Origin of the sequence: Collinsella sp. SGI.178, from assembly GCF_050313495.1 — a bacterium.
GTDB lineage: Bacteria > Actinomycetota > Coriobacteriia > Coriobacteriales > Coriobacteriaceae > Collinsella.
Genome location: NZ_JBNPLM010000009.1, coordinates 1 through 14,244 on the forward strand (window position 1 = coordinate 1; position 14,244 = coordinate 14,244).

Sequence of the window (14,244 nt, forward strand, 5' to 3'; positions counted from 1 at the left end):
CCCAAGGACGCCACACGCGTGTAGCAAACGCCAGAGCAAAATAGCTCCAACACATCAAAGCCCGCTGGCAGATCTACATGAACTGCCGGCGGGCTTTCGCTATAGACAGACTCGGATTGCCGACGAGGCCTTACGCCTCGCGCTCGACCTCGCTCACGCACTCGTTCTTGATGGTGCCAACGAGCGACTGCAGCGCATCGACCACATGCGGGCGGATATCCCCTCCAATAAGTACAAGCATGATGTCATCGCCCACGGCAAGCTCACCGCTCGCCAGCCATACGCGCACATAGCCGATGCCGGGCATCGCACGCGTCGCTTCGATGGCAGACCGTACCTTGTCGGCGTCGTAGCCAAACACCATGCCGCTTACTTTATGACCCGGCGCCACGCCATCGGTCTTGACACCACGGGCCTCAGACTTGGGCGTTGCGCGCACCACGCCGTTATGCGTCAGGTACATACCGCACGCCGGTGCCGAGGCGTCGGCCTTGGCCTCGCGCAGCCACGCATCGACCGAAGGCATCAATTTGCCACTTTCAAGCATCGCTTCCCCTTTTTTCCGTCGTCGAGTAGCTAATTTGGGACGGGGCTCTTTTAGCTACCGCGGGCATGCAGAATGATTTTGCTGGGTTAGGTGACTGGGGTAGCTAAAAGAGCCCCGTCCCAAATTAGCTACTCTCGAACCACTTATTCCTCGACCGGTGTGAGCACCATGACGGCGCGCGTATTGCTAAATGACAGTGAGCGGCAGGTGATGAGCGTTACGGCCTTGGTTGCCGAAGACGCACGATCACTCGCATCATAGGCCTTCGCCGATGCTCCATCCAGCATTTCGGAAAGATAGTTCTTTAGACCGTCTTCGCCATCGAAGCTCGGTGTGCGCGCTTTGTTATACGTATCCTCGACAATCTTGGTCACGAGCGGCTTGAGTTTATACGTACCGTCGCGCGTAATGTAGTACACATACTCGATGCTATCGAACTTTGCCTGGTCGGTTGTGTCCGAAATAATGTTGAACATCGAGCCGTCGTTCATATGATGGCCATAGATCGTGGTCTGCTGGTCCACCATACCGGGGGCCGTATCGTCGCAGTCCAGGAAAATTGCACCGGAAGCGTTGGATGTACCGTCAAACAACGTGTTGAGGTACTTGGAGTTATTGTTGGCCTGAACCACCGGATAATTGATAGTAGTATCCGGAACGTAAATCCAGCCGACAATCTCGGGGTTCGTCTGCGCAAGGGCATCAAAATCAACGACGGGGATGCCGCTGCCATCCTTATCGCTCACATATTGTTTCTCGATCTTTGCATACGAGTCGCTTGCCTGTTTGTAGCCAATTTGCGCATTGATGTAGATAGCCGCTGCGGCAACAATCAATCCGATTCCGACAATGATGAGCAAGATAGGGAAAATCGACCGACGTTTTTTGCGCGGCTGTTGGACATGTCCCGCCGAGTCCTTATGGGCCGGTGGCGTAGTACGCTGCGGCGATTTCGCCGTGCTATACGCCGAAGGACGGTATGCGGCAGGCGTATTCTGGCGCTGGCGGCGCTGCCCTGTCGGCACCACGGGGCGTGGGGCACGGGCATGCTGGGGAGAGGATGCCCGACCCTGCTGAGGCGCACGACTGTCAGCGGGCTTTGAAGGGTCGGGGATTTGAGAGGACCTAAAACGTTTTCCCTGATAGTCGGACATAACTCTCCTTATGGCACAAAAGGAATGGTGGCGATCTTACGCGCCAGCCATCTCCTGTTTCATTTTCTCAATGACCGTACGATACTCGGGGTCGCAAGCGCCCAGAATCTGTGTGGCGTAGATAGCGGCGTTCTTGGCGCCGTTGATGGCAACACAGGCTACGGGCACGCCCGAAGGCATTTGCACCATCGACAACAGCGAATCCATGCCGCCCAGGTCACTCGTCTTCATAGGAACACCGATAACCGGCAGCGGCGTAAAGGCAGCCACGACACCGCCCAAGTGAGCGGCCTTGCCGGCGGCGGCGATAATCACCTTGATACCGCGATCGGCAGCAGTCGAAGCCCACTCGTGAACCTTCGCCGGCGTGCGGTGCGCGCTTGCGATCACGAGCTCATAGGGCACGCCCAGCGCCTCGAGCTCGGCGGTGCAGCCTTCCATAACGCCCAGATCGGACTTGGAGCCCATGATGATCCCGACAACCGGCTTCTGATCTGCCATAAATAAAGACCTCCTGTTGAGAGCGGTGACGCGGCCAATCCGCGACCCTTAACTACTGAGAGTAGTATAGCCGCTCCCGTCCCTGCGGTCTGTTGGTGCTCTGCGGCGGCCCGGTGTTTTCATCTTCACTCCGGTTGCTACGCAAAGTCGTTCAGATGAAAACACCGGGCCGCCGCAGAGCACCTTCGACCTACCGGGAATTGCCATGACGTACGTTGGCTGAAATAATGAGCTTCCCTTGCTTCGCAAAGTCGCTCAGCTAAATAACCCAGCCCGCCGCGGGGCACCCGGGGACCTACCGGATATTGCCATGACGTACGTTGGCTGATTTGGTTTGGAATGGGAGGTTGACGAGGCTGAAAGTCCCTCCTACATAACGTGGGCGCCGTCGTTCGAATGAACGACGGCGCCCACACTCAATTTTATTCAGCCCCAGTCATCGCGCAAAGCCCCTTCTGCAGCACACGGTGCAACCGAGTCACCGCAGGCCGGGGCGGGAGGCGGACCTTTCTCTCGGAAAACTTCGCGAAGCCCAGTTTCCGAGAGAAAGTGTCCGGCTGCCGCCCCGGCCGACCAGGTCACATTACACCGTGTACTGCGGCAGGTCCTGCAGGGCGATGACGTCCATGCCCATGTCGTTGGCGCTGCCGTGGCCCTGCTGGTCCTCGCGCACCGCCTCGATAGCGCTCACGTAGGTGTTGGCGGCAGACATCGCCGTCACGCAGGTCACGCCGCGGCGCACCGCCTCGGTGCGCAACAGATAGCCGTCGCCGCGCGAGCCCGGGCCGTACGGCGTATTGATGATCACCGCGATCTTGCCATCGGCGATAAGGTCACCGATGTTGGGACGTTCGCCGTCGTGCGGGCCGCTGATCTTTTCCACGACCTCGCACGTCACGTTGCCTCCACGCAGCACGCGCGCCGTACCCTCGGTAGAGCAGATGTCAAAGCCCAGATAGCGCAGGATACGGGCGACCGAAAGGATATGGCGCTTGTCGCGATCGCACACGCTAATGAACACCTTGCCAGCGCTCGGATCAGGCAGTTTGTAGTCAATCGCCAGCTGTGTCTTGGCGTATGCCTCGGGATAGCTCTTGGCGACACCCATGACCTCGCCCGTCGACTTCATCTCGGGCCCCAGGATAACGTCGGCTCCCGGGAAACGACCCCAGGGCATAACGGCTTCCTTCATGCAGAAGCAGTCCAGCTGGCGCTCGTCGCTCGGCAGGCCCAGGCTCGCGATGGAATCGCCCGCCATGATGCGCGCCGCGCACTTGGCCAGCGGCACGCCGGTGGCCTTGGAGATAAACGGCACGGTACGGCTGGCACGCGGGTTGGCCTCGATCACGTAGACGGTCTCGCCCTTGATGGCATACTGCACATTGACCAGGCCGCGAACTCCCAGCGCCATCGCGATGCGGCGCGTGGTCTCGCGGAGCTTCGCCTGCAGACTCTCACTAAAGCTAAACGGCGGAATGCAAGTCGCGGAGTCACCGGAGTGGATACCGGCCTCCTCGATATGCTCCAGAATACCGCCGATGTAGACCTCCTCGCCGTCGCACAGGGCATCGACATCGGACTCGATCGCGCCCTCCAGGAAGCGGTCGAGGTACACCGGGTAGTCGGGGCTAATGCGAGCAGCCTCGGCCATGTAATCGTGCAGATGCTCGGCATCGTAGGCGATCATCATGCCGCGGCCGCCCAACACATAGCTCGGACGAACCAGCAGCGGGTAGCCGATATGCGCGGCCACGGCCTCGGCCTCCTCAAACGAGGTGGCCTGACCCGCCGGCGGGTACATAATGCCCAGCTTATCGAGCAGGGCGGCAAAGCGCTCGCGGTCCTCGGCAAAATCGATGGCATCGGGCTTGGTACCCATGATGTTCACGCCGCTCTCCTCGAGCATGCGCGCCAGCTTAAGCGGGGTCTGGCCGCCGAGCGTCACCACGACGCCGTCGGGGCGCTCAACATCGATAACGTCCATGACGTCCTCGTAGGTGAGCGGCTCAAAGTACAGACGATCGGACGTGTCGTAGTCAGTCGAGACGGTCTCGGGGTTGCAGTTGACCATGATGGTCTCGAAGCCACGGGCCGCCAGCGCATAGCTCGCGTGCACGCAGCAGTAGTCAAACTCGATACCCTGGCCGATACGGTTGGGGCCGGCACCTAGAATCATCGCCTTGGGCTTATCTGCCGGCGTGGTCTCGTCGGGGGCAACGCACTTCTTGGCGACCGGTCTCGTGCGGTAGATGTTTTCGTAGGTCTTGTAGTGATACTCCGTGGCACTCGAGAACTCAGCAGCGCAGGTGTCGACCGTCTTCATGCTGGGAACCACGCCCAGGCCCTTACGGTAAGCGCGAACAAAGCGCTCGTCCGAGCCGGTCAGCGCGGCAATCTCGGCATCGCTCGTGCCATACTGCTTGAGCAGGCACATCGCGTCGGCGTCGATGTCCTCCACGCGCAGGCCGCGAATGCTCTCCTGGACCTGCACCATATCGTTGATACGGTTGAGATACCACGGATCGATGCCGCAGATGGCGTGGATGCGCGCGACATCCCAGCCACGACGCAGGGCCTCGACCACAAAGAAGATGCGGTGCTCAGTCGGGGTGCCCACGGCCTGAGCGAGCTCGTCGTCGCTCAGCTTATCGGCACCTTCCTTGCCACCAGCGCAAATGCCCTGATGTCCGTCCTCCAGCGAGCGCATGGCCTTGCCAAAGGCCTCCTCAAAGATACGGCCGATCGCCATGATCTCGCCCACGGCTTTCATGCGCGTTGTGAGCGTGGGGTCGGTACCCTTGAACTTCTCAAAGGCAAAGCGCGGCACCTTGACCACACAGTAGTCGATCGTGGGCTCAAAGCAGGCAGGCGTGGCTTTGGTGATGTCGTTGACGATCTCGTCGAGCGTGTAGCCCACGGCCAGGCGAGCGGCGGCCTTGGCGATGGGGAAGCCCGTGGCCTTGGAGGCCAGTGCGGACGAACGGCTCACGCGCGGGTTCATCTCGATGACGATCAGGCGACCGGTCTGCGGGTTCACGGCAAACTGCACGTTGGAGCCACCGGTCTCGACGCCGATCTTCTCCAGAATGGCGAGCGAGGCGACACGCATGCGCTGATACTCAAGGTCGGAGAGGGTCTGCGCCGGCGCCACGGTGATGGAGTCGCCGGTATGCACGCCCATGGGGTCGAGGTTCTCGATGGAGCACACGATGATGCCGTTGCCGGCGTGGTCGCGCATGACCTCCATCTCGTACTCTTTCCAACCCTCGATGGACTCCTCGACCAGTACCTCGTGGGCGGGCGAAAGCTCAAGGCCCTGGCTCACGATGGAGACGAGCTCCTCGTGGGTGTGCGCGATGCCGCCGCCGGCGCCGCCCAGGGTAAAGCTCGGGCGCAGCACGCAGGGATATCCCACGCGCTCGGCGATGGCCTCGGCGTCGGCCACGCTGTAGGCATGGCCCGAGCGCGCGACCTCCAGGCCGATCTCAGCCATGGCCTCGTTAAAGAGCTTGCGGTCCTCACCGCGCTCGATGGCGGCAAGGTCGCAGCCGATCATCTCGACGCCGTACTGGTCGAGCGTGCCGTCCTTTGCCAGCTCGACGGCGGCGTTCAGACCGGTCTGGCCGCCCAGCGTGGGCAGCAGCGCGTCCGGGCGCTCCTTCTTGATCACGCGCTCGATAAATTCGGCGGTGATGGGCTCGACATAGGTGCGGTCAGCCAGGCCCGGGTCGGTCATGATGGTCGCCGGGTTGGAGTTGACCAGGATGACCTCAAAGCCATCCTCCTTGAGCACCTTGCAGGCCTGGGCGCCGGAGTAATCGAACTCGCAGGCCTGGCCAATGACGATGGGGCCCGAGCCAATGACGAGGATGCGCTTGATGTCAGTACGTTTAGGCATGTTAGTTCTCCTCGGTCTCGGTCGTGGCGGAACCATTGTCGGCAAAGTTCCAGCCCTGCAGGCGGTCCTTCGCGGTGTCGATGTCCAGGTAGTTCTCCTCGCCGTCCATGAGTCGCGTAAAGGCGGTAAAGAGATAGTGGGCATCGGTGGGGCCGGGCGAGGCCTCGGGGTGGTACTGGACCGAGAAGCACGGGGCGTCGAGCAGCTGAATGCCCTCGGCGGTGCCGTCGTTGAGGTTCACGTGCGTCAGGCGAATGCGGCCAAAGCGCTCGTTCATCACGACGGGCGCGATACCACGGCGCACCCAGACGCGCAGATCGCCGTCGGCCGCATGCTCGGTCTCGCCGCCCGAAAGTTCGGGGACAAGCTTGCCCAAGCTGGGGAACAGCAGGCCAAAGCCATGGTTTTGCGCGGTAATTTCCACGCGGCGGCTGACCAGGTTCATAACCGGCTGGTTACCGCCACGGTGACCGAATTTGAGCTTTTCCATCTGGGCACCGCATGCCAAGCTGATCATCTGGTGACCCAGGCAAATGCCAAAGACGGGCACCTTGCCGATCAGCTGCTGCGCCTGCTCGTAGGTCTCTACCACGGCATCGGGGTCGCCGGGACCGTTGGACAAAAAGACGCCATCGGGATTCATGTCGAGTACCTGACGCGCGGGTGTATCCCACGGCACGACGGTGAGGTCGCAGCCAGCACGGACCAGACCCTCCAGGATGCCACGCTTGACACCGCAGTCGTACGCGACCACGTTGTGGCGGGCGGGAGCGGGGGCCGCAAGCGCAAAGCCATGCTCGGCAGGCAGATCGCTTCCGGCGAACGAATAGGGCGCAGGGCAGCTCACGGTCTTGACCAGGTTCTCCCCCACCAGCGTGGGAGCAGAGGCCAAGCGCTCGGCAAGCTCGTCGATATCGAGGACCTCGGTCGAGATAATGCCCATCTTGGAGCCATTGTCGCGCAGGTGGCGCACCAGGGCTCGGGTGTCGACGCCCTCGATAGCGACGATGCCGTGTGCGCGCAGGTATTCCGGCACGCTGACGGCCGAGCGCCAGTTAGAAGGCGTGGCACACATGTCGCGCACGATCATGCCGCGCATGGCGGGAGCACTCGCAGGGCGTACGTCATCGCCGGGGAAGGCGGACTGGATATCGGTCTCGTCGATGCCATAGTTGCCAATCTGCGGATAGGTCATGGTAACGATCTGGCCAGCATAGCTCGGGTCGGTCATAACCTCAAAGTAACCCTCGAGTGAGGTATTGAAGCAGACTTCGCCGGTCGCGGTGCCCTCGGCACCACATGCACGGCCATAAAAAATGGTCCCATCCTCAAGGTACAGGATGCAGGGACCGCAAGCACCCTTGCTGGTTTTGGCCAGCATGCGCTGGCACAGTTCGCTGGGCGCGATGGTGCGGGCGGCAGCGCCCGCAATATGGTTGTTCGCCATAGTTCTCCTTCCCGGTCTCTCGGGACCGGCTTAAAGGTGTGTAGTTAGGCCTCGCGGTATTCTAACCGTAAGTATGCCGTATGGCGTTAATTACATAGAATTGTTTACAAAATGATAATTATGACTTCTTATGCATAATGATTTTTCTGGGACGGGGATTAAAAAATCATTCTGAAAGCAGAGCTTTGTCGCTGAGTAGTCAATTTGGGACGGGGCTATTTTAGCTGCCCCGTCCGTCAATCAACCTAACCGTCGTGCCACCAGCCGGGGTAGCTAAAATAGCCCCGTCCCAAATTGACTACTCGCCAACCGCATACATGACAGAATGATTTTTTAATCCCCGTCCCAGAAAAATCATCCCGCGTGGGCTTGCGGCTCACGCGGGATGTCATCGTTCTATGTGGCTGCGGACTACTTTTGCTTGTCCTGCTCAAGTAATTCGGACGGGGTGCGGCCAAGCTTGCCGCCACGGAAAATCTCGCGGCCGTGCAGGCGGTGCTCCAGGTCACGTTCGGCCTTTTCCTCGTCAATCTTAGTCTGGCTCACCGCCGGGTCCTCGATGAGCGACGATACCGAGTTCACCTGTTTCTGAATACGCTCGGCAATGGTGTCATCCATGCTCACGATACGCATCTTCCAGTCGATATTGGTGGCGTTGGAAGAGCTCTTGGTCCAGACGAACGTCATGATGGCACTCTGGTGGCCCTGGGCGGGAAACATGCCAAAGAAGGAATCATGCTGAATCCTGCTGTCCTCGTCGATATAGGCGTGGACGTTATACACCACACGGTCAATCTTGTCGTTGAGCAGGGCATTGGTTGCGAGCGCCGCCGCCTGAATCTGACCGTTGGACAGCAACTCGAGTTCATTGGCAGAAGACGTGTCCAGCACCGTCACCTCAACCGTGCCCGTACCCTCGTCGGCCTCGTCGACGGTAAAATCGAGCGGGAACTGCGTAAAGCCGTTGCCCCATTCAAGTCCACCTTTGAGCGCGGTCGAGACGGTATCCACCGAAACGCTCTCGGAGAGGTTCGCGGTGTTCAGGCGTCGCATCACGCCGTAGCCGATCTGCATGCCCACAATCAGCACCAGGATGCCGATAACCACGGCCATGGCAGTTTTCGTAATGGTATGGCTCACCTGCGAACCCGAAGGATCGTCCTCGGACAGCGGGTCGATATGTTTTGCCTGGCTCGCGCGATCCTCGCTGCGCAGCCGCGCCAGTGTCGCCTTGTCACCGCGTTTGACGGCAGACTCTTTCTCGCGCATGCGCTCGGTACGCTTTTTGGCGAGTGTAGGATCCAAGACGCCGGATGCATCGATTTCGGAGAATAACTCCGTCACTTCTTCCGGAGTCAGATGGTTCTTATCAGCCATAACCTTCCTGTCATATCAATCAGTCGAGCTCGTGCGCACGCGCACCTTCGAACTGCATTCGATAGTAACGGGCATAAGTGCCGCCACGGGCGAGAAGCTCCTCGTGCGTGCCACGTTCCACAACGCGACCATGCTCAACGGTCGCAATCTCGTCGGCATGCTTAATGGTCGAGAGACGGTGAGCGATGATGATCGTGGTGCGGCCGCGCGCCAAGCGCTCGAGCGACTCCTGCACTGCCTCCTCGCTCTCGTTATCCAGAGCACTGGTCGCCTCATCCAAAATAAGGATCTTGGGATTTTTGAGAAACACGCGCGCGATGGCGACGCGCTGCTTTTGACCACCAGAAAGACGGCTGCCGCGCTCGCCCACCACGGTGTCATAGCCCTGCGGAAGCGACTCGATAAAAGCATCGATGTTGGCGCGATGGGCCGCCTCGGCGATTTCTTCTGCCGTGGCGCCCGGCTTGCCATAGGCGATGTTCTCGCCAATCGTTCCGTCGAACAGATAGACATCTTGCTGCACCAGGCCGATGGATTGGCGCAGGCTACGCTGCGTCACGTCGCGCACATCCTGGCCGTCAATGCTAATGGAGCCGGCGGCAACGTCGTAAAAGCGCGGCAACAGCGAACAAGTCGTTGATTTGCCGCCGCCCGAGGGACCAACCAAAGCGATGGTTTGACCGGGCTTAATGGACAGATCCATATGGTCGATAACGGGACGCGTCCCGTCGCCCGCGCCCAGCTCGACATCCTCGTAGCTAAAGCACACGTCGCGATACTCAACAGCGCCGGCCGTCACCTGCAGATCCGCAGCACCCGGCTTATCCTGAATATCGGGGACAGTCGAGAGCACCTCGTCCATGCGCTTAAAGCCGGCGATGGCTTTCTGATACGTCTCGGCCGAATTGACGAGCGTCTCAAGCGGCGTGCAGAACAGCGAAATGTAGAGCGCGAAGGTTGCCATATCGACCGCCTGCAGCTGGCCTTGGGCAACGAGCCAACCGCCCAGCAGCACCACGATCACATAGAGCACGCCCGAGAGCAGACCATACGTCGCGGTGTAGACGCCCATGGCGTGATACATGTTTTCCTTGGACGAAAGGTAGCGATCGTTAGAGGCACGGAACTTAGAGCGTTCGGTCTGCTCATTGGCAAAGCTTTTGACCACACGCATGCCCGCCAGCGAATCCTGCAGCTGCGCATTGATGCCGCTGATCTTTTTGCGGTTATCGCTAAAGACCTCGCGCATGCGCATATTCTGCCAAAACATAATGACCGCGAACACCGCCGTCACCACGGCCATGACGAGTGCGAGCACCGGCGCAATGGTAAACAGAATCACAAACGAGCCAATGATCTCGATACCGCAAATAATGATCCATTCAGGCACGTGGTGCGCCGCCTCGCAGATATCGAACAGGTCGTTGACCACGCGGCTCATCATGTCACCCGAGCTGTTGCGATCAAAGTACGCAAAGCTAAAACGCTCATACTGATCGAACAAGTCCTCGCGCATCTTGGACTCCATGCGCGCGCCCATCACGTGGCCCCAATAGCTCACAAAGTAGCGGCAGGCGCAGCGGGTGGCATACATCAGTACCAGTCCCACCGCGATCATACCGAGCGCCTGCATAATGGCAGTCTGGCCCTGGGTAAACAGCCCGCCGCACAGATTGCGCAGGATAATGGGAAACGCCAGGTCAATGGCGGCGAGCACCAGGGCGCAAATGGTATCGGCAACAAAAAGCCCCATCTGGGGCTTGTAGTAAGACAGAAAACGCTTCAGCATGTGATCCTCAAAGAAATATCAGCAACGTAAGACCCTGGGACAAAGCAATCAGTAGTACTTGTCCCAGGGCTATCCCAACTCGTTACAGCTCAGAACCACCAAGGCGGTGTGCGATGCTGTCGCAGGCGAGCGCGCCCACGACGGTCTTGGCATCCTCGATCTTGCCGTCGAGCACGGCATCGATCAGCTCGTGCAGCGGCACCAGGTCAACGTTGACAAACTCGTCATCGTCGGGGTTGGGCGCATCGAACTCGAGCTTGGTGGCCAGGTAGATGTGAATAATCTCGTCGCAAAAACCGCAGGTCGTGACAATAGACGTTAAAAAGCGAATGCGCCCGGCCTTAAAGCCCGTCTCCTCATGCAGCTCGCGCCTGGCACAATCGAGCGGGTCCTCGCCTGGGTCGAGCTTGCCAGCGGGAATCTCAACCGTCACGCGGTCGATGGCGGTGCGGTACTGACGCACCAGTACGATCTTGCCGCTCTCGGTCAGCGCCACAACGGCCGCCGCACCCGGATGGCGAACGATATCGCGGGCGCTGCGGTGACCGTTGGGCAGCTCAACCTCAAGACGGTGGACGTCGAGGATCTTGCCCTTCCAGGCGCACTCCTCCGAAAGAATCTTCTCGTGCAGCTCGGCATCGTGCGGGTCGTCGTCGCCCAGCACCAGCGCCGGCTCGTCAGCGACCTCGCCACCAGGCTCGCCCTCGGCGTGCCCATACATTTGGCTGTCCTCTTCGACGATCTGCGCGTCCACGAGCTCTTCGTTCTTCTCGTCCATCCGTCTCATTCCTCTCGGATTTTAGGCATCCCAGGCGTCGCGGCCGCGCAGCGCGCGCAGGCCAATGTCGTGACGCAGGGTCTTGCCCTCAAAATCGATCTTCTCGCAAGCCTCGTAGGCAAGGTTGCGAGCGTTCTCAAACGTGTCGCCCAGCGCGGTCACGGCGAGCACACGGCCGCCGATGGTCACGAGCTGGCCGTCCACCACGGCGGTGCCGGCGTGATACACGGTCACGTTCTCCATGGCCTCGGCATCCTCGATGCCGGTGATGACCTTGCCCTTCTCGTAGCTGCCGGGATAACCCGCGCTCGTCAGGACAACGGCCACCGCCCACTCGTCACGCCAATCGAGCTCAATCTGGTCGAGCTCGCAGTTAGCGCAGGCAAGCATGACCTCGACCAGGTCGTTCTTAAGGCGCGGCAGCACGACCTGCGTCTCGGGGTCGCCAAAGCGGGCGTTAAACTCCAGCACCTTGGGGCCGGCGGGGGTAAGCATAAAGCCGCCGTACAGGCAGCCACGGTAATCGATGCCCTCGGCGGCGAGCTCGGCCACGGTCTGCTCCATGACCTTCACCATGGTGGCGTGCTCCTCGTCGGTCACGATGGGCACCGGGCTGTAGACGCCCATGCCGCCCGTGTTGGGACCAAGGTCACCCTCAAGCGCGCGCTTGTGGTCCTGCGAGGTGGCCATGGGGCGCACGGTCTTGCCGTCGGTAAAGGCCAGCAGCGAGCACTCGGGGCCAACGAGCATCTCCTCGATAACCACGGTGTTGCCGGCGTCGCCAAAGGTGCCGCCAAAGCACTCGCGCACGGCCTCTTCGGCCTGCGAAAGCTCGGTTGCCACAATAACGCCCTTGCCCGCGGCAAGACCGTCGGCCTTCACGACCAGCGGAGCGCCCTGCTCGCGCACATAGGCGAGAGCCGAAGCCTCGTCGGTAAACGAGCCGTAGGCGGCCGTCGGAATGCCCGCGCGCTCCATGAGCTGCTTGGAGAACAGCTTAGAGCCCTCCATCTGAGCGCCTTCGGCACCCGGGCCAAAGCAGGGAATACCCACCGCGCGCACGGCGTCGGCCACGCCCGCCACGAGCGGAGCCTCGGGGCCAATCACCACGAGTCCGCATCCGTGGCTCTGTGCAAACGCCGCCACGGCAGCAGGATCGCAATCGTCGAGAACCACGTTCTCGCCGCAGCTCGCGGTGCCGCCGTTGCCCGGGGCGATGTAGAGCTTGCCGGCGCGCGGTGATGCCGCGAGCTTGGCTGCCAAAGCATGCTCGCGGCCGCCGCTGCCCAACAACAGGATGTCGATGGTTTGAGTGTCCGCCTTCAAGGGTGCCTCCTCTATGGATTAACGGCCCGTCAACCATGCGGGCCCATTACAAGCAAATATACCCCTCGGCCGCCCGTCCGGGCTGCGAAGGGGTATATCGCAATAACCAAATAACGCCGATTACTTCCAGAATCGGTTGATGATCTGCTCGCGGCCGGCGCCAACACCGACAAACGTCACGCGCGTGTGCGCCAGATCCTCGACAAATGCCACGTAGTCCTGAGCCTCCTGCGGCAGCTCCTCAAAGCTGCGGCAGCCGGTAATATCGCACTTCCAGCCGGGAAGCTCCTCGTAGATGGGCTTGGCATGCTCAAAGCGCACCTGGTGCTCGGGCACGCTGGTGTAGCGCTCGCCGTCGACGTCATAGGCCACGCACACCTTAATGGTGTCGAAGACCGAAAGCACGTCGAGCTTGGTCAGGGCGATGTCGGTAAGACCGTTGACGCGCGAGGCGTAGTTGGCGATGGGACCGTCAAACCAGCCGCAGCGACGACGGCGACCGGTGGTCACGCCGTACTCATAGCCCTCCTCGGTCAGCGTATGGCCGGCCTCGGACTCGTAGGAAAGCTCGGTGGGCATGGGGCCCGCACCGACGCGGGTGACGTAGGCCTTCATGACGCCCAGCACGCGATCGACGTTTTTCATGCCAACACCAGAACCGGTGATCGCGCCGCCGGCGGTGCAGTTAGAAGATGTGACAAACGGATAGGTGCCATGGTCGATATCGAGCAATGTTGCCTGGGCGCCCTCAAAGAGCAGGGTCTTGCCCTCATCGATCATGTTGTTGAGCAGCAGGCTCGTCTCGGTGATGTACGGGCGCAGGCGCTCGGCCATGGGCAGGTACTCTTCACAGATCTGGTCCACGGTGTAGGTGGGCAGGCCGTAAAGCAGCTCGAGCTCGGGATTCACGCGGGCAAGAGCGGTTTCCAGCTTGTCGCGGAAGAGCTCCTCGTCCAGCATGTCCTGCATACGAAGACCAATACGAGCCATCTTGTCCTGATAGCACGGGCCAATGCCGCGCTTGGTGGTACCGATGCTCTTCTTGCCGAGCTTCTGCTCAAAGGCGCCGTCCAGGTCGACGTGATACGGCATGATCACGTGTGCGTTGCCGCTGATCTTGAGGTTCTTGGTGGTGATGCCATCGGCCTCGAACATGTCGATCTCCTCAAGGACAACCTTGGGGTTGACGACGCAGCCGTTGCCAATCACCGACACGTGGTCGGCGTACATGATGCCGGAGGGCACCTGGTGCAGGCCGTACTTCTTGCCGTTGACAACGATGGTGTGGCCGGCGTTGTTGCCGCCCGAATAGCGCACGACGGCATCGAAGTCGCCGGCGATCAGGTCGCAGATCTTACCCTTGCCCTCATCGCCCCACTGGGCACCGACCAAAACGGTTGACGGCATGTTTACTCCTTACATACATG

10 protein-coding genes are annotated in these 14,244 nt (G+C 60.6%); all 10 read right to left on the bottom strand.

The genetic code is table 11. The features are described from left to right. Positions 1–130 precede the first annotated feature (130 nt). Positions 131–547, bottom strand: a complete 417-nt coding sequence (locus ACQRAQ_RS04040) for a molybdenum cofactor biosynthesis protein MoaE (RefSeq protein ID WP_427794018.1) — start codon at positions 545–547, stop codon at positions 131–133. A gap of 143 nt (positions 548–690) precedes the next feature. Next, positions 691–1,383: a class B sortase gene (locus ACQRAQ_RS04045; protein ID WP_427794019.1), complete on the bottom strand. Its 693-nt coding sequence runs from the start codon at positions 1,381–1,383 to the stop codon at positions 691–693. A 354-nt stretch (positions 1,384–1,737) separates the two neighbouring features. Beyond that, positions 1,738–2,202 (bottom strand): 5-(carboxyamino)imidazole ribonucleotide mutase, encoded by a 465-nt coding sequence (gene purE, locus ACQRAQ_RS04050; RefSeq protein WP_427794020.1) that lies wholly within the window; start codon positions 2,200–2,202, stop codon positions 1,738–1,740. 583 nt (positions 2,203–2,785) lie between these two features. Beyond that, positions 2,786–6,100 (bottom strand): carbamoyl-phosphate synthase large subunit, encoded by a 3,315-nt coding sequence (gene carB, locus ACQRAQ_RS04055; RefSeq protein ID WP_427794021.1) that lies wholly within the window; start codon positions 6,098–6,100, stop codon positions 2,786–2,788. Position 6,101: 1 nt separating this feature from the next. Next, positions 6,102–7,547, bottom strand: coding sequence for a glutamine-hydrolyzing carbamoyl-phosphate synthase small subunit (carA, locus tag ACQRAQ_RS04060; protein WP_427794022.1), 1,446 nt, complete (start codon positions 7,545–7,547; stop codon positions 6,102–6,104). 411 nt (positions 7,548–7,958) lie between these two features. Beyond that, the gene (locus tag ACQRAQ_RS04065; protein WP_154516741.1) at positions 7,959–8,924 is read right to left on the bottom strand and encodes a hypothetical protein; all 966 of its coding nucleotides are present in this window, start codon (positions 8,922–8,924) and stop codon (positions 7,959–7,961) included. A 19-nt stretch (positions 8,925–8,943) separates the two neighbouring features. Beyond that, positions 8,944–10,713, bottom strand: coding sequence for an ABC transporter ATP-binding protein (locus ACQRAQ_RS04070; RefSeq protein ID WP_427794023.1), 1,770 nt, complete (start codon positions 10,711–10,713; stop codon positions 8,944–8,946). Positions 10,714–10,795: 82 nt separating this feature from the next. Continuing rightward, positions 10,796–11,491: an NUDIX domain-containing protein gene (locus ACQRAQ_RS04075; RefSeq protein WP_427794024.1), complete on the bottom strand. Its 696-nt coding sequence runs from the start codon at positions 11,489–11,491 to the stop codon at positions 10,796–10,798. A gap of 21 nt (positions 11,492–11,512) precedes the next feature. Beyond that, a complete protein-coding gene (purD, locus tag ACQRAQ_RS04080; RefSeq protein WP_427794025.1) occupies positions 11,513–12,817 on the bottom strand; it encodes a phosphoribosylamine--glycine ligase in 1,305 nt (434 codons plus the stop codon). Positions 12,818–12,937: 120 nt separating this feature from the next. Further along, positions 12,938–14,224, bottom strand: coding sequence for an adenylosuccinate synthase (locus ACQRAQ_RS04085; protein WP_427794026.1), 1,287 nt, complete (start codon positions 14,222–14,224; stop codon positions 12,938–12,940). Between the last annotated feature and the right edge of the window lie 20 nt (positions 14,225–14,244).